This window comes from Ohtaekwangia sp. (assembly GCF_036568665.1).
Lineage (GTDB): Bacteria > Bacteroidota > Bacteroidia > Cytophagales > Cyclobacteriaceae > Ohtaekwangia.
In genome coordinates this window covers 1-18,350 of the sequence record NZ_DATCSD010000313.1, presented here as the reverse complement: position 1 = coordinate 18,350, position 18,350 = coordinate 1, and the positions used below count along the sequence as shown (strand labels likewise).

Sequence of the window (18,350 nt, the reverse complement as noted above, 5' to 3'; positions counted from 1 at the left end):
CAAATTTTAACATGGCGCTGCAGGCATCCTACCAAAAGAAAACGTTTCAGTTCAATTTCAAGGCAAGGACATCGCGTGGATTGATGCGTGATAAGATCTCGTGGTTCATTACGCTATGGGATGATGCCAACCCGGCTATAAAAGGTATGGGCGAATGCGGCCCACTCCCCGGCCTCAGTATAGATGACCGCCCCGACTTCGAACAAGTTCTTCAGGATGTATTGAATAAACTGGCATCCTACTCACTTCAACACCTCAACACCTCAACACTCCAACACATTGTACCATCCGGTTTTCCTTCTATCATCTTTGGACTGGAGACTGCTTTGCTTGATCTGCAAAACGGAGGCAAGCGTGTGATCTTCAATAATGAATTTGTGCAGGGTAAATCTATACCTATCAACGGTCTTATCTGGATGGGCGATCTGGATTTTATGCTGCACCAGATCAGCGAAAAAGTTGCGCAGGGATTTACCTGTATAAAACTGAAGGTGGGCGGACTGAATTTTGATAAGGAGATGGATGTGCTTGACTATATCCGCAAGCGCTTCTATCGCGAGCAACTCACGATACGGCTAGACGCCAACGGAGCTTTTAAAATAGAGGAAGTGTTGTTTAAGCTCACAGAGCTTTCGCGCTTCAAGATCCACTCCATCGAACAGCCTATAAAGCAAGGACAGCCCGAGATGGAAGAACTGTGTCGCAAGTCTCCCATACCTATAGCTTTCGATGAAGAGCTGATCGGTATAGAAGGTGACGCACGCAGTGCATTACTAAAGCAAATGAACCCGCCCTATATTATTCTTAAACCAACACTACATGGCGGACTGCAGGGTTGTCGCGAGTGGATCAGTATGGCGGAGCAGGCTGGTATAGGTTGGTGGATAACTTCTGCGCTCGAGTCAAGTATAGGTTTGAATGCGATCTGTCAATTCACAGCAGAATATGCTATCGCTATACCGCAGGGCTTAGGCACAGGTGCTATATATGAAGATAATATACCTTCGCCACTCAAGGTAACAAAAGGAGAGATTCGCTACGATGCATCATTGCCGTGGGATCTTACCGGACTATAGCTATATAATTTAATTTATATACTTCCTCCGGATTTGGCGTAGTCAGTTAGCGTTACAGTTGGTTTACCGAGCAGATTCCACGTCTCTGTACTCTCAAATTTCTCCGGGTAATTATTCAGCGCATAGATAATTTTGTGACCATAGTTCACGGAGTTGCTGAACATGCCTATAAATTTTAATAGTCCCAGCGGAGCCCGTGATATTTTCAGTGTAGTATCCGGAGCATGTTTGATGAACACTTCAGCAGCTTCATCGGCCGTAAAACCTTCTGGGCCTTGTATGATATATTCTTTGTTTTCAGTCTCCGGTAATTCAAGTGCGCGACCAACCTGTTTACCGAAATCACTGCCAGCAATGAAATACATTTTGTGATGCGAAGTGCCAGCCAGTAAAATCTTGTTACCTCTTCGATACGTGCTTATGAAGTTTTCCATAAATGTAGAAGGGTAAAAGATGGTATAAGGTATACCCGATGCTTTGATCTTTTCGATAGCCTGTTGTTTCAGATCGAATACCCACCATTTAAATCCATTCATGCCCTGGTAATTTTTAACTACCGAGCTGGTCATGGCTATACGTTTTATAGAGAATTCTTTTGCCGCAGCAAGTATATTATCCAACCCTTCGCGTTCAGAATGCCACGCGCCTGCGCCATCATTCAGGTTAAGGTTCAGATTTATATAGATCGCATCCTGACCTTTAAAGAGTTTTTGCAGATCGGCTATATGCTTTATGTCGCCCTGCTGAATATGAATATCTTCGGGAAATATAGTGCGGGCTTTGGTGCTGTCGCGAGCTAGCACGGTAATTTCATAACCGGCCCGGTGCAACGCAAGGGCTACTGGCTTGCCTATCATACCGGTAGCTCCAATAAAAGCGATCTTTTTGATTGTGCTCATAAAGAATGCTGGTGAACTGATCCGGTAGTATAGACGTGCAGAGGCTAAATATATTTTTTAACGTCCTCCTGCGAAATCTCGTCACCACTCATAATTACCAGTCGCTCCACCACGTTGCGCAGTTCGCGTATGTTACCCGTCCAGTTGTGTTCCTTTAATTGTGTAATAGCCTTTGCGTTGATCGATTTCTTTTTCGCTCCGTATTCATCCGCTATATCCTGCAGAAATTTATCAACCAGTAAGGGTATATCTTCCTTCCGGTCGTTGAGAGCTGGTACTTTAATAACAATTACACTGAGGCGATGGTACAAATCTTCGCGAAAACGATTCTCTTCAATTTCCTTTCGCAAATCTTTATTAGTAGCTGCTACTACACGTACATTTACCGTGATCTCCTTATCGCCACCCACGCGCGATATTTTACTCTCTTGCAGTGCGCGTAATACTTTGGCTTGTGCCGATAAACTCATGTCGCCTATCTCATCGAGAAATAACGTGCCATTCTCCGCCAATTCAAATTTACCCAGGCGTTGTTTGATAGCCGAAGTAAATGAACCTTTCTCGTGTCCGAACAATTCACTCTCGATTAATTCCGATGGTATTGCTGCGCAGTTTACTTCGATCAATGGTCCGTCTGCGCGCTTGCTCTTCTCGTGTATCCATCTCGCCACTAATTCTTTCCCCGAACCGTTAGGGCCATTCACCAACACACGTGCATCGGTAGGCGCTACCTTTTCGATCATCTCCTTTACTTCAAGTATAGGAGCAGACTCACCGATCATGTCGAATTTCTTCGATATCTTTTTCTTTAACGTCTTGGTCTCTTTAACAAGGCTGGATTTATCGAGTGCATTTCGCAACGTTATCTCCAGGCGCCCGAGGTCAAAAGGTTTTTGCAGAAAATCGAACGCACCTTTTTTCACCGCTTCCACCGCTACATCGATCGTACCGTGTGCCGATATAATAATGAAGTTGGAAGATATACCGGCTTCTTTGGCTTTCTCTAAAACTTCGAGGCCATCCATCTTGGGCATTTTTATATCGCAGATGCAAAGATCAAAATTACCTTGTTCCAGTTTTTTAAATCCTTCCTGTCCGTCTGCTGCTTCCTGAACATCGTGTTCTTTTTCTTCCAGAATCTCTTTCAGTATTGCGCGGATCTTGTTGTCGTCTTCGATGATGAGAATTTTTGCCATAGATTTTTGGTTAAGCTTAACGATTACCGGATAGCGATTAACCGTTGAAGCCAGTGTGCTAAAATAAATAAACCTGCTGGGCATTCGCGAAGCAGGTTTAAAAATAACAAGCTTATAAGCCGGGTTCTGTCATCCCGCAGAGCGGGAGTCCTTATCATTTATCTGTTCCTGGCCTCACAGCCGGAATCAATCAGTCTACCCGCTTCGGTATATATCATTGCTGATATATGGAACGAGCCGCTCCAACCGAAGCCTATTTGACCTTTCAACGCGTAAGGTTTACCATGCCTCTCATGTCACCATCAGAGCGGTGAGCTCTTACCTCACCTTTTCACCTTTTCCCAATCCCGACAAGTCGGGATCAGGTAGTTTGTTTTCTGTGGCACTGTCTGTTCCCGCTGATATAACTCAACAAGACCTTCCTGTTAGGAAGTACGCTGCCCTGTGTTGCCCGGACTTTCCTCCCTCTTGCGAGAGCGATAAGGCGGCTTGCTGATGCAAAGGTAATAAGATCCGAAATATGCCGGGGAATTGATTGTCTCTTTTAGAGATTTGATTCCAACGTATAGCCTAAACGCAGTAACACGCTGGAATATGTCTCACGTAATACGTGGAATTTAATCGCCATTACCATGCTAGAAGTGATAATTTAAACATATATGTTACCACTCGTACCAATTCGTTATATATTGGCATAAAATTCCTGGGAGCCCAAAACCATGAAAAAAATTTACCTCCTGGCTGTAATGGCCGCGCTATTCATTTCCTATCAAGGGATAGCTCAAAATCGCTATTGGATATCAACCGTATCGTCTAACTGGAACAATTCTGCAAACTGGTCAACGGCCTCCGGAGGAACCGGGGGAGCATCTGTACCCGGCAGCGGAAATGTAGCCATCTTTGATGGTGCGGGAGGAAGAACCGGAACCTGCGTGCTGGACATTAGCCCGACCGTTGGCGGCATGTCGATGATTACAAATTATACCGGCACAATTGATCTCAATGGAAATATACTCACCACCACGGGTACCAATAACTTTGCAGTTGGTACAGTTTCCAACTCGGGGGCTACCGGTTCGCTAACGTTGAACACGGCCGGTCTTACAACCTTTCAGGGAACACAATTTACTGCTACGGTTAATGGTAGTTCAGGCCGTGTGCTGTTCAGCGGATCAGTTTTTACAGCAGATATAGACATTACGAAAAGCGGTGCTACCAATGATAATGGTACCGGTGGAAATACATTTGGCGGTGCAGTTACTCTTACCAACACAGGCTCGGGCCAGTTGCAATTAGGAGGAACATCTCCTGATACTTTCAATGGTGCTGTAACGATCAATAGCAACAGTACCGCTGCTATCATGATCGCGCGGGCTTCTGCAGGAAATATACTCAACGGTTCTGTTTCGATTAACTATAACTCTACCGGCTCGGTGATCTTCGGGTATAACGGAGGTTCTTCAACACTGGCCGCAGGGCAAACCATCAGTGTAGCGAGTTATGGTGCTTCGGGATGTGGTAATTTACAATTATCGAGCTTTACGCAGGCAGGCGGTACAAGTCAGTCGCTTATACTGGCAGGCAACGGTACGGCTACACTTACGTTAGGACCCTCTTCTGTCTTCAATGGTGCGTTAACAACTTCTTCTCCGGTGCTGATTTTTAACAGCAGTACCTTTAACAACACCGGAACCTTTACACAAACCAGCGACAGCAATACGGGTAATTCACGTGGAGGAAATCTCTTCATGGGTGTAACGGACTTCACAAACACGGGTGATGCTGATCTTGTGCTCGGCTCGAACAGTGCCGATGCAGGCGATACATTCCAGGCGGATGCTACCTTTCATGCATTGGGCGGTGGTCGTATTCGTGTAGGGCAAAGCTCTGCCGGAACCGTCTTCAATGCGAATGCTACATTCTATAGTTCGGGTGATCCTACGGTAGATGCCAACCGCGTGCAGGTATCGCGACTCACAGGTTCTTCAGTAACCTTTAACGGGACCACCTCTTTTACCAGTGATGGTAACACCAGTGATGTACACATCAGCTACGACGCAGGTACACTGACAACTTTTAACGGCCCGGTAATTTTTACTTCCAGCTCTTCGAATAACGGTGAGTTCTTTGTTGGTAACTTAGGCGATGTTATTTTCAATAACAATGTAACGATCAACAGTACTACATCTGCAGGTATAGATATGGCTGCAGGAACCGGAACTGTTACGATGATGCCGGGCTATACTATAACTGTTGGTGCTGCCGGATTTTCTGCCGGAACATTCCAGCTTTCAAACTTTACACAAAACGGAACTACACCGGTGTCGCTTACCTTTACCGGCAATGCTATACTACAGATTGGTCCCGGCTCATCGATAGGAGGCGATGTAACATTTGCTTCGCCTCGTGTTCGATTACATGGATGTACCTATGGCGGATCGGCCTATATTGAAAAGACCGGAGCAACTGATGATGCCAGCAATGGCGGCAATACGTTTAGCGGCACTGCGACCATCGTTAATTCAGGCTCGGGTTATTTTCTGTTGGCGAATACAACGGCTGATACATTCAGTGGTGATCTTACGGTAACCAATTCAGGATCGAACCTGATTTACCTTGCACACAATTCGGGTCCGAATAATTTCAATGGCAATATAATTCTGAATGCTTCTTCTGGCACAGGTATATACTTCTCCAATAACACAGCCGGGAGTTCTGTGCTGGCCGCGGGTAAAAGTGTTTCCATAGGAGCCACAGGTTTTACTTCGGGTGAATTACGATTCCGCAGATTTACTCAGCTGGGAACAGCCGCATCAACGCTTGCCTTAGGAGGAGCTTCATCGATATTACGTGTAGGCTCGAGTACTACTTTCGGTGGCGATGTAAATTTTAAAGCACCACAACTTCTCCTGGATGGAGCTACTTACAACGGTACTACAAACTACCTGGAGAAAACAGGCGCCAATGGTAACACCGGACTTGGCGGAAATATATTTTCAGGAAACACTACTATTGTAAACAGCGGTTCTTCTTTTCTGTATACCAATGGAAGCAACACTTTTAACGGACCTGCTACGTTGCTGAGTACCGGTAACCAGATTCTTCTTGAGTATACTTCAGGCAGTGTTTACAATAGTGATCTTACATTGATCAACAACGGTACGTCCAGTATACGCATGGCTTATGCAGGCAGCACTACCTTTAGTGGAAATGTATCGGTAAGTAACACTACCGGTACGGCTATATATTTTGCAGAGACCAACGGTGCTACGGCAACACTTTCGGATGGTTATACGATAGCCGTGGGAGCAGGTGGTTTCTCTTCCGGTGAATTGCGTCTGAGTCGCTTCACACAAGTAGGCAATACAGCCCAGACACTTGCTCTTACAGGAACAGCCCTGCTGCGTGTAGGACCAACCAGTACATTCAATGGCAATGTTGATTTTAGATCGCCACAATTATACCTGGATGGTGCTTCTTATAATGGAGCAGCTTACCTGGAGAAAACCGGAGCCACTGCCAATATAGGTACAGGAGCCAATGTTTTTGGAGGGACAACTACTATTGTGAATAGTGGCAGCGGCTACCTGCGCACCAATGGCGACAATATATTTAACGGTGTTACTTCGATCATCAACAGTGGTTCGGCTGATATACTCCTGGAGCGTTACTCCGGTGGTACGTATAACAATGACGTTACCTTTACTAATACCGGTTCTTCTTCTATTCGCATCGGATATTTAGGAACAAACACCTTTGGTGGAAATATAGTGGTGAACTCAACAGGAGGAACCGGTATATTTTTCTGCGAAAGTACCGGTACGGCTACACTGGCTGACACGAAAACTATTTCGGTTGGCAGCAGCGGACTTACCACAGGAAGACTCAGTCTGATACACTTTACTCAGCTGGGAACAACGCCTCAAAGTCTTACATTAACGGGAACAAGCTCGCTATATCTCGGGCCTACATCTACGTTTAATGGTAATGTTAATTTCAAAGCGCCACGTTTATTTTTGAACGGATGTACTTACAATGGTGTGACGCTGCTCGAAAAGACCGGTGCTACTAACGATGACAGTAACGGAAGCAATATCTTCAATGGTGTAACTACCTTGACCAACTCTGGCAGCGGATGGTTACGCTCCGGGGTTACTACACTCGATTCATTCAATAATGATCTTACACTGAATAACAACAGCACGGCATCCTATATATTGTTGTCTGACAACGTAGCGGGTACAGTATATAATGGAAACATTACGGTGAATGCAACATCGGGGAGTGGAGTATATTTCGGATCGAACGGTGGTACATCTACGCTTGCTGCAGGAAAGACCATCGCTATTGGTGCTTCCGGGTTTACTTCCGGTGAATTGCGCCTCGCACGCTTTACGCAAACCGGTAGCACTGCACAGACTTTGAATGTCGCATCTATATTACGCGTAGGGCCAGCCTCAAGCTTTGATGGGAATGTTGATTTTAAAGGCTCTCAATTATACCTGGATGGATGCAGCTACAACGGGGCTACTACATTGCTCGAAAAATACGGAGCCACTAACAATACAGGTTTAGGAAATAATACTTTTGGAGGCAGTGCTATCATTACAAACAGCAGCAGTGCTCAATTATATACTAACGGTAACAATACATTTAATGGTACGGCTACTTTGATAAGCAGTGGTTCAAGCACCATACTGCTGGAACTGTTGTCGGCCAGTACTTACAATGGTGATGTAACGCTGACTAACACCGGAACCGGGTATATCCGCTCTGCTTTTTCAGGAAGCAACGCATTCAACGGAAATATAGCGGTGAACAGTACATCCGGCACAGGAGTATATTTCTGCGAAAACACATCCGGTTCGGCTACTCTTGCAAGTGGTAAAACGATATCGGTGGGAGCTACTGGTTTCACAACCGGAACGTTGTGGATGCAACGCTTTACACAAGCCGGAAGCACCGCGCAGAATGTTATACTTACGGGTTCGGCATTACTTCAGCTTGGTCCTACTGTACAGTTCAATGGCGATGTTACGGCTACATCGCCTCAGGTGTTGCTGAACGGAGCTACATTCAACGGTGCGGCTACTGTACAGAAGAATGGTGTCACTACCAATACTTCCAGCGGAGGTAACACCTTTAACGGAACTACGGTGCTGATCAACAACAGTACAGCGCAATGGCTGTTGGCAAACGGAACAGGCGATACCTATAATGGTGCGGTAACATTTTCCAAACTATCAAGCGGAGCATTTTTACCAGCCTATAATCAAACCAACAATTTTGCTGGCGATATCACGATCAACAGTACAACAACCTTAACGTTGGGTGGGGGAACCGGCATTATACAAACAACCGGAAGCAACGCACAGGCTATCAGTAAAACAGCAGGCTCTGTTACGCCTGTATTTCAACGTTTGGTGATGAACAAAACTTCCAACACCGTTACACTTAATACAGACATCAGTATTGGCGCGAGTGCTACCTTTACTTCAGGTATACTTAACAGTTCATCCACGGCATTACTGCTGTTCCCTGCGGGTACATCTGTGAGTGGTGCAAATAACAACAGCTATGTAAATGGCCCGGTGCGGAAGACGGGTACGACAGCATTTACATTCCCGGTAGGAGCCGGTAATTATTACAGACCTATATCTATTGCTGCACCTGCCGCATCATCGCAATTTACTGCGCAATATTTTCTCACTGGCCAGACGTATGGTGGTAAAGCTACCTGGGATCCGAGCTTCTATACGGTAAGCGGTTGTGAATATTGGATACTGGATCGTGCAGCCGGTGGCTCTAACGTAGTGGTTACATTAAGCTGGAATGAAAATGCCTGCGGTGGTGCCGGGTATATAACAAACCTGGCAGACCTGCGTGTAGCACGCTGGAATGGTACAGGATGGGTAAGTCATGGCAACGGTGGGGCTAGTGGTTCTACTTCCAACGGCACTATACCAACCTCGGCTGCTGTTACCAGCTTTAGTCCGTTTACGTTGGCATCGACAGCGCCAACCAATCCACTGCCGATAACACTCGAAAAATTCTGGGCACAAGACAACGGAGCAACTGCTTTGGTTAACTGGATTGTAGACACCGAGATCAACAACGATTACTTTACGCTGGAGCGCTCATCTACCGGGTTGGATTTTGAATATATAACGACTATTGATGGAGCCGGTAACTCTACCATTCGCAAGACCTATAATTTTGTTGATGAAGAACCGTATCCCGGATTATCATACTATCGCTTAACACAAACCGACTTTGATGGTAAATCAGCATCGTGGATAACATCGCTGACCCGTAAAGGAACAGCGGACCCGGCATTTACGCTATATCCCAACCCGGTTGGCAATGAAACACTATATTTCAATCAAAAAGCAAATGTCGTGATCATCAGCAGCCTCGATGTAATTGTTATGAAAGCCGATGGTGTGAAGAATGTAGACGTGAGCAAACTTCCTGCAGGTGTATACCTGGTGAAGAATCAGAAGGGACAGGTAGCGCGATTTGTGAAGAAGTAACGGATTTAGTTATCGTTAATCGTTATCAGTTAACGGTTATTCGTTAGAAGGCGGCATTTATACTTCATTATTCGTTGATCGGTGTTCCTTGTTCGATATTCGGTTTTCTGTTATCCGTTAATGGTTATTCGTTATCCGTGAGTCGTTAACAGAAGCAGATATATAGTATAGCACAAAAAAGAAACCTCGAAGCAAATAACTTCGAGGTTTCTTTTTTACAGCGTATTCTTCAGACGTATAACGATCCACTCTTAACGAGTAACCATTAACGGATAACGATTCACGGCCAACGACTAATGAATGTCTTTGCCCGTGAGCTTCATCTCATAGTGATCTGCCAGTTGTGCTACTTCCTGGATCATTTCGCGAACCTGTTCTTCCGATACAGTTTCTGCGAGGCAGGAAGATTCCACTTTCAGATAGCCGTCTTCGAGAATAAATTTGCTGTAATCAAAGCTTGCATTTCGTTCAAGCAATGCCTTCAGATCAAGGGATGGAGAGAACTCACATACTTTCGATGTGAAGAGCGCCTGCTCACGACCGGAGACAGGACTGATCTGTACACTTGCCAATACAGTTTGAAAGCGACTGGAATTTAACGGTACAACGATCACAGAACGGGTGTGATCATAGTCGGTGTACTGGCCTCCAATATGTTCAGCGTATTGCTCAACATAATACATAATGCCGGGTAATGTTGCTACCATAAACAGTGAGATTAGGGTTAATACCGGAAGTTAGAAAATAGTTGGCGCATTTAGAATCAAACAACTGTAAATCATTTGGTAACAGCGCCTGGAAGCAGGCAGAGCCGTTAAAAATAAAAGGCGTGGAACCGCGTACCATGCGATGAGAACTCCACTGTGGGGGCCGGTAACTTTACCATGTTGGCAATAAAGATGAGTGTCTTCACAACCTTCGAGCGGGTCTTGATAGCCGAGAGATCGAAGTCGAGCGCCAGGTAATATTGTCGATAAGGTGGCGCATAGCCGGCTGCTATATTCTGATTATCGCGGGCATATAGCATACCTTGCGCACCATAGCCCACGGCTATATTCAGCCATTTCGGAAAGCGCATAAACTTATCCATATCTGCCGAGAACCAATACGTTTGGCCGTTATAGTCTTTGAGTATCTCGCCCGATAATCCTTCGCCTAAAAGATCCGGACGCTGTGGCGCATAGCCTGTGCGATGAAAGGAGAACTTCGGGTATATACGTACTTCATTCCATAGTCGCGTTTGTCCGAGATAGAAGGCAGCTCCCGCAGCATCAGCAATAAGATCGCCTGTAGAGGCACCGTATTCATCCGAGAATCCATCGAAGATCTCTACGGGTACCAATACAGCAAAGCCTGCGAGCGCTCCTATAAGATCGGCCTTGCGTGCCGGCATACGGCTCCACTGCAAACCGCGCGATGTACCATAGCTCAGGTAAAATGCTGAGTAAAAATGACCAATCTTGTCTACTTGTTTCCACTCTGCGTTATCGTTAAAGAAGTGAAACGATTCGCGGTTTGAATCTTTATACCAGAGATAATTTAAACCTGTTAATGCTGCGCTATAGCCCGCAATAGAAGTAATGGTAAAGGCACGCAGTCGTTTTTTGTTAACGGCCGGTATAGAATCAGATTGCGCCAACAACAGGGAAGGAGCTAACAAAAAGATCGCGATCCATTTACTCCGTACCATCGCCTTCTTCTTCCTTGATTGCATCTTTGTTAGCATCGGGTTTCTGTTCTTCGGATTGTTGCTGCTTCTTGCGTTTCTTCCGTTCCGATACCCAGAGGTCGCGTATCTCATTGAAGCTTTGTGTGTGAATGAGACTCGCCCCCGTAGTCATAGCCGTCTGGTTATTAACCGAGCTAAGTATAGGGTTTACGTTGGTGCGACTATACATCTTTACCCGCAGCTTGCCATCGGCCGTTAACATATAGTCAACCGTCCAGTCACCTGCAAGACTCGAAGGGTTCTGTTGCGTGGCGTTGCTCGTGGCGGAGTTCATATTATTATAGGTTCCATCACCGGTTACGCGCAAGCGACCGTTGAGGAATGTATAGGACATACGCAACTGAAATGTATTAAAGCTCTCGGCATCCATAGACCCTATATCTACATCTACCACGAGGTCTTCATCCACCTGGCTCATCCAGTGGCTGAGTTGATTGGAGAATAATTCGCTGAGACTGTTTACAACGGACCCGCTGGTGCTCAACGCTTCGGCCGGAGAGAACTTGCGCAGTACAATGAGACTGAATACCTGTCGCTTCAATTCCTGTTCATCCAGTTTATTCTTGAAGGCGGTAAACAACAGGTCGAGATTATATACCTGGCCGGAGTTAGAGGTTACGTTCTTCGGAAGGTCTTTTGCTACTATATCAAAATTTATCTCGGGTGCCAGCATTGGTCCATCGAGCGAGAGTAATACCATTACCGGGTAACGGCGTTGTAATTGTGGTGCTTCCGAAAGTTTTATAGAAGGATCGTTCATCGCTACCAGCGGGGCGAATGATGCTAACTGATTATAGGTTGCGTCTATATCTACCGTGGCTTTGTATGGATCGCCATACCAGGTAATGCGACTTCCTTTCTTGATAATAAATTCTTTGTTGATGATATCGTATAGTGTAAAGTTGTAGAACCCTTCGGTGAACTCGAACGGACCAAACATATTGAACTCTCCTTTTGTATCGAGCTGCAGACGAAGATCTCCTACACCGCGACCACGAATGATGTCGCCCGACTTCATATCGAAGATGATCTCGCAATAGGCATCAGGTGTTACATCGAGGTTGAGGTTGAATGATAAACCGGTAATATTAACTTTTTTGGTAACCGGATGATTTACGGTTTTGGTAAAGGTTGTATCCTTGAAATTGACGAAGGTGATAAACTCTTTTTTATCAACAGAAGATGAACCGCTGAGCGGTATATATATATGCGTATTTTTTTCTGTGCGGACGTTGGATGAAATCTCCAGGTTGCTGAGCGGACCGGTGAAGCTTACATCGCCCGTGGCATACGCCTGCCCGTAGAAGAGACTGTTATCTTTCATGGCTGTGTTAAGTACCTGGAAATTTTTAAACTCCGCTTTCATGTTTATACCCATGCTATAGAAGTTGCGATGTGTGATAGCACCGTTTAACTTTCCTTTGTTGCGAAGTATATCGGTAAGCTCAATGTCCTTAAAGAATATAGAAGTAGGCGTGAGGCCAATGATGCCGGTAAAGCGATATAGCGTTTTCAGGTAGTTGATCATGATCTGCCCGTCAGCCACTTTACCTTCGCCACGAATCTCGGGTTCATTCAGTTGACCGGTAATGCTGAACGCTCCGGAAACAGTACCATCGATGTGCGTGAAAAATTCTTCAAGGAATGGCTGCACAATCTTTAGCTCGGCTTTATCCAGGTTAGCTGTAATGTTCAACGGACTGTCTGCACGCGAAGGATTGTAATCGCCTGTGAGGTTAACAATGCGAGTTCCCATCCGGTCTACATACATATTTATGTCGAGCTTGTGATCCAGCGTATCCCAATGATTTTTACCCATGATGTCGCCCACCAGGAAATCATCCACCGTAAACTCCCGAATGCTGATGTCGTTTTGAATAACCGGCTTCTTGTAGTAGTTACTCATGTTGATATCGGCATCGGTAATGCCTTTTATTTTTTTATTCGTCAGTACATTAAAGAGCGACAGCTCGAGATTGTCGATGGTAAGGGTAATAATCTTCGATGGGTCTTGCGATATCATACCATCTACTTTAATCGACTGCTGATCGTTCATCAGTGCAAGATTTGAAAATCCCCAGTCACTGCCGCGCACCGATATATAGTTGTTATCGCTAAAGTGCCACTTGCGTTCCAGCAGTTGCAGTTCCGATGGATGCATTGATATTACCGTACTGTCTTTCTGAAAATCAACATCTCCCTGCAGGCGTATATAGTTTGATTGGCCGTCATGATCAGCATCCAGCGAGAAATCAATATGGTTTCTGTTCCAGATAGCTTCTGCGAGTAAATTCTTTGTCTGCAGATTTTTACTCAGCAGTTGTTTATCCGAATTGATCGTGAGCATGGAGAGTACGCTCGTGCTATCAGTAATTTTAGATACGGTAAGTTCTACAGCCGATTTCACAAAGGTTTTTCCTTCATACTTCAGCGAATCGAACTGTGAGTATATATTAAAGATCGTAGTGCGGCCGCTGGTAAATTTACCATCGAACCTTGTGTTGGGCGATAAGTGTACATCCGCATTGAACAGTTCGGCAATGGGTGTAATATTTTTCAGATCAACCGAGATGCGCGCTTCGTATGTTTTCGGTCTGCGTGCTTTCTGACTATAATACTCAGCAATCTCATGCTTGTCGTTTCGGATGTTGAGGAGGATTTCCTTTATCAGTAACTGTACATCCGAAGATATATCGGAGTAATAATAATTACCGCGTGCTTCCAGATCAACGAGAGTAGATTGTACTTTGAAAAGCCTGTTACCACGGTCGCGCTGGGCGTCAACCTGCACATCGTTTAATGAAAGCCACTTGTCCTTATAGAGTACTACAAGGTCACGCAGGTGAGCAGTACCTTTGAGTGAGTCGAGCGTTAATCCCTGAAAGTCGGCTTCCGCTATAGCGTGAATGAAGAGACTATCTTTCGATAACTTCAGGCGATGCAGGTATGCCGTATCAAGCTGTGCCTGAAAACGTATCTCGTTTCGTTCGTCACGCAAGTCCATCGAACCGCGCACCGTCAATTCAAGATTCGGGTCATTGATCTTTACCAATCCGCGGAACAAGCCGGTAGCAAAACGCGCATCGGTAGTAATGTTGGTATAGTTATATCCTTTTATACCGATCGAACTGATCTTGCCATTCAACAGGAAGTCGGCAGTGCGCTGTGTCAGTCCTTTACCGCTCACTTGCCCGTCAAGCGTTACGCGTTGGTAAAACGCAGTATCGTTCAGGTAGGTGCCGAGATCAAAGGACGACAGTGATATCTTTCCTTTATATACCGAGTAGTCGATGTTCTCTTCATTTACTTTCAGGTTTATATCCGAACGTATAATACCCAGCTTGCCCGAGAATGTACCATTGGCAACAAAGTCAGTCGGGTAACCCAGAAACTGCCCGTGCATATTAAGTATACCTAATGGACGAAGCCTGTCGAGTGTACGATCGTTGAAAAGAAAGGCGAGGTCGCGCGGATCGAACTTCGAATTGTTCATGTTCAGGTTAATGAACGTTTCATTAAAGTTGGGCAACCCTTCCATATCCAGCGAACCATTCAAACTTGTGTTGCCTATACCGAGCTGCATTTTACTGAGCTTGAATTTATCTACGCGGCCATTAAATATACCGCTGAGTTTGAGGGGCTGTGTGATACGATGCACACCCGGAGCAAACAGGTCGAGATCTTTCGGATCGATGATCGTGTTCGTCAGATTCGCATGGATCTTTACCTTATCAACAAAATCATTGAGGTCTCGTTGAGCATTGTAGCGGAAGATGATCGTATCTGATATAGTGCTTTCACCAGCCTGTGCGTTGAGTCCTGTAAACTCCATGCCTAACTGCGAAATGCGAAAGAACGTTGACAGTTGCTTAACCGTAAATTTAGTCTTGAGGTCTTGCGCGATCAGTGTACTTACCTGGAACTCCGTGGTATCGCCCAGCACCACAAAGCTGTTCAGGTGACCTTCGTCTACAGCCAGTGAGAAGTGATTATAGTCGAAACCGTTATGAATAGAGTCGCGGTCCTGGTTGATATAGGTAAACTGACTTTGATTGAGAAAGGCTTCCCCTATATTAATGCGTGGAGCTTTGCCGGTACCACCCGATCCGGAAGAATAACCTTCGTTGATCCGATCGATGAATACATTGATGTTCAGATTTCGGGAAGTATCGCTCTCGTGAATCTTGGTAAGGTATACATGCGCACTGTCTACATAAATACCATCGATGTTGATGTCGCGGCCCTGTATAAGCTGCGACAACTTGAAGTTGATCATGATCTCTTTGGCACCGATCATCCGGTTGCCTTCCAGGTCATAGATATTTACCCCGGTGAGTTCGAGTCGATCGAACCAGAGCATACGAAAACCCTTTACCGTAGAGCGGAAGCCAACTACTTTGGTAAAATCTTTCAGAAAGCGTGAGGCAAGCCAGTTCTGTACGGGCGGCATCTGCAATACCAGAAATCCTGAGATAAGCAGGAAGACTGTGCTCGCAAAAAGGTAAGCCAGTATTTTTCGAATTTTATTTTTGATAACTTGCCGGTTCATTCTATCAACACATGCGTCCCGTTATCCTTGCCATTGAATCTTCGTGCGATGAAACATCTGCCTCCGTTATACGAAACGGCAAGGTACTTAATAATATTATCGCCTCACAGGCAGTGCACCAAAAATACGGAGGTGTGGTGCCTGAACTGGCATCGCGTGCTCACCAGCAAAACATAGTAGCGGTAGTAAACGAAGCCATGGAAAAGTCGGGCGTACACAAAACAGAACTCGATGCCATAGCGTTCACACGTGGGCCCGGACTGATGGGTGCATTACTGGTGGGTGTATCGTTTGCCAAAGGTTTAGCGATGGCATTGAACATTCCATTGATAGAGGTAAACCACATGCAAGCCCACGTGCTGGCACATTTTATAGACGACCCGAAACCATCCTTTCCGTTTCTTTGCCTGACGGTGAGCGGAGGACATACACAGATTGTGGTGGTGAAAGATCATCTGGATATGCACGTGATCGGCCAGACACATGATGATGCTGTGGGAGAAGCGTTTGATAAAGCCGCCAAGATTATGGGACTGCCTTATCCCGGTGGGCCACTGATAGACAAGTATGCCAAGCTGGGGAATCCGAAGGCCTATAAATTTTCAGAGACGGTTATGCCTGGGCTCGACTTTTCTTTTAGTGGCATCAAGACTGCGTTCTTGTATTTTTTGAGAGATCAAAAAGTAAAGAATCCCAACTTTGTAGAGGAGAATATAAACGATATTTGTGCAAGCCTGCAACATCACCTGGTACAGATGCTGCTCACGCGTGTACGACAGGCCAGCGAACAAACCGGTATCCGGAACATTGCTATAGCAGGCGGTGTTTCTGCCAACAGCGGATTACGGAATGAGTTGAAAGCGATGGGAGAGAAGCAAGGATGGAATATATTTATACCGGCCTTTGAATATTGTACGGACAATGCTGGTATGATTGCCATGGCAGCACACTATAAATACCTGAGAAGCGAGTTCTGCCCGCTGGATGTAACACCCCTGGCCCGCATGCCCGTATAAGGAAAACTATATATTTCAACCCTGAACTTCAACCTTGAACTATAAACCTGAAACCTTGAACCTGAACTTCAAACCTCTCGAATGAAACAACCTTCATCTTCCATAAAGCAATACCACTATACGGTAAAGCCGGAAGATGTAGCAGCGTTTCATGGAGAAACAGTACACCCGGTATGTTCAACGTATGTGCTGGCGCGGGAGATAGAATGGTCAACACGGTTGTTTGTGCTGGAGATGAAAGATGAAGATGAAGAAGGTATAGGAACGCACCTCAGCATCGATCATAAAAGTCCGGCCTTTATCGGAGAAGAGATTATCTTCACGGCCAGGATCAGCCAGTTGAATGGCCATGAACTGATCTGCACATGCGAGGCCACAGCAGGCGACCGCTTGATAGCGACAGGAAGTACAGGGCAGAAAATTTTAAAGAAAGAGAAACTCGAAAGAATATTAACCAGGAGCGTATAGTATAAAAATATTTACAGGCGCTTCTACAGTATAGAACATGAAACAACGTTTTTCAGATAATATCAATATCAAAAACCGCCAGGCCAGCTTTCAATATGAGCTGTTGGATAAGTATGTAGCAGGCATGGTACTGACGGGCACAGAAATTAAATCTATCCGCGAGGGTAAAGTAAATCTGCAGGATGGCTACTGCTACCTGAGCAATGGCGAGATGTTTGTAAAAGGTATAAACATAACACCGTATGCACAGGGCACACACTATAATCACGATGCTACCCGCGAGAGAAAGTTGCTGTTGAAACGCTCGGAGATTAAAAAGCTGGAAGGAAAAGTAGAGGAGAAAGGACTAACGCTGGTGCCTACGCGTTTGTTCATTAACGACCGTGGTCTGGCAAAGCTGGAGATCGCTTTGGGCCGTGGTAAAAAACTTCATGATAAGCGCGACAGTATTCGCGAACGTGATGCGAAGCGAGAGCTGAGCCGCATTAAGCTAACATAAACCGGAATTTCATAATGGAGAATTTAGACTATGGTGTTTGTCGCCTCAGTGTACTATCGGTACGTGCAGAGCCGTCCGATAAAGCGGAGCAGACAACACAGCTTCTGTTTGGAGATCATTATGAAGTAATTGATCGCTCCAAAGACAACAAGTGGCTGCGTATACGTATATACTTTGATCAGTACGAAGGCTGGATCGATGCGTTGCAGCATCACGCTGTTTCGAAAGACTATATCGAATACCTGGAGAAGTCGGAACTGAAAATTACGACCGATCTTACTTCCAGTTTACTCTACAATAAAAGTCCCCTGGCTATATTGATGGGGAGTATGATACCCATTTCGAGCTCGGAGCTTTTTAAAATGGAAGAGCAGTTTGCCTTTAA

11 protein-coding genes and 1 other RNA gene are annotated in these 18,350 nt (G+C 45.5%); 6 read left to right on the top strand and 6 right to left on the bottom strand.

Going from position 1 to position 18,350, the window contains the following annotated elements:
- Positions 1-11 precede the first annotated feature (11 nt).
- Positions 12-1,076, top strand: a complete 1,065-nt coding sequence (locus VIN08_RS17170) for an o-succinylbenzoate synthase (protein ID WP_331967512.1) — start codon at positions 12-14, stop codon at positions 1,074-1,076.
- A gap of 14 nt (positions 1,077-1,090) precedes the next feature.
- Here the strand turns inward: VIN08_RS17170 and VIN08_RS17165 are convergent, their stop codons facing one another.
- From VIN08_RS17165 to rnpB, 3 genes are all read right to left on the bottom strand, one after another.
- Entirely contained in the window at positions 1,091-1,975 is an 885-nt protein-coding gene (locus VIN08_RS17165) for an SDR family oxidoreductase (protein WP_331967510.1), read from the bottom strand.
- Between the two features lie 44 nt (positions 1,976-2,019).
- Complete coding sequence (locus VIN08_RS17160) at positions 2,020-3,171, bottom strand: sigma-54 dependent transcriptional regulator (RefSeq protein ID WP_331967508.1); 1,152 nt, start codon at positions 3,169-3,171, stop codon at positions 2,020-2,022.
- A gap of 99 nt (positions 3,172-3,270) precedes the next feature.
- An RNA gene (rnpB, locus tag VIN08_RS17155) (RNase P RNA component class A) lies at positions 3,271-3,667 on the bottom strand.
- A 223-nt stretch (positions 3,668-3,890) separates the two neighbouring features.
- On the opposite strand from rnpB, the gene VIN08_RS17150 reads away from it, so the two are divergent.
- Positions 3,891-9,704: a hypothetical protein gene (locus tag VIN08_RS17150; protein ID WP_331967506.1), complete on the top strand. Its 5,814-nt coding sequence runs from the start codon at positions 3,891-3,893 to the stop codon at positions 9,702-9,704.
- Positions 9,705-9,997: 293 nt separating this feature from the next.
- On the opposite strand, the gene VIN08_RS17145 is transcribed toward VIN08_RS17150, so the two are convergent.
- From VIN08_RS17145 to VIN08_RS17135, 3 genes are all read right to left on the bottom strand, one after another.
- Positions 9,998-10,411: a hypothetical protein gene (locus VIN08_RS17145; protein ID WP_331967505.1), complete on the bottom strand. Its 414-nt coding sequence runs from the start codon at positions 10,409-10,411 to the stop codon at positions 9,998-10,000.
- 107 nt (positions 10,412-10,518) lie between these two features.
- On the bottom strand, positions 10,519-11,418 hold the full coding sequence (locus VIN08_RS17140) for a DUF2279 domain-containing protein (RefSeq protein WP_331967503.1): 900 nt from the start codon (positions 11,416-11,418) through the stop codon (positions 10,519-10,521).
- Entirely contained in the window at positions 11,381-15,883 is a 4,503-nt protein-coding gene (locus tag VIN08_RS17135) for a translocation/assembly module TamB domain-containing protein (RefSeq protein ID WP_331967502.1), read from the bottom strand. Before VIN08_RS17135 ends, VIN08_RS17140 begins: the two co-directional genes overlap by 38 nt.
- Positions 15,884-15,993: 110 nt before the next feature.
- Between VIN08_RS17135 and tsaD the strand changes: the two genes are divergently transcribed.
- From tsaD to VIN08_RS17115, 4 genes are all read left to right on the top strand, one after another.
- Positions 15,994-16,998 (top strand): tRNA (adenosine(37)-N6)-threonylcarbamoyltransferase complex transferase subunit TsaD, encoded by a 1,005-nt coding sequence (tsaD, locus tag VIN08_RS17130; protein ID WP_331967500.1) that lies wholly within the window; start codon positions 15,994-15,996, stop codon positions 16,996-16,998.
- An 81-nt stretch (positions 16,999-17,079) separates the two neighbouring features.
- Positions 17,080-17,466 (top strand): thioesterase family protein, encoded by a 387-nt coding sequence (locus VIN08_RS17125; RefSeq protein ID WP_331967498.1) that lies wholly within the window; start codon positions 17,080-17,082, stop codon positions 17,464-17,466.
- A 37-nt stretch (positions 17,467-17,503) separates the two neighbouring features.
- Positions 17,504-17,965, top strand: a complete 462-nt coding sequence (gene smpB / locus VIN08_RS17120) for an SsrA-binding protein SmpB (protein ID WP_331967496.1) — start codon at positions 17,504-17,506, stop codon at positions 17,963-17,965.
- A gap of 14 nt (positions 17,966-17,979) precedes the next feature.
- On the top strand, positions 17,980-18,350 hold a 371-nt coding region (locus VIN08_RS17115), incomplete at its 3' end, for an SH3 domain-containing protein (protein ID WP_331967494.1).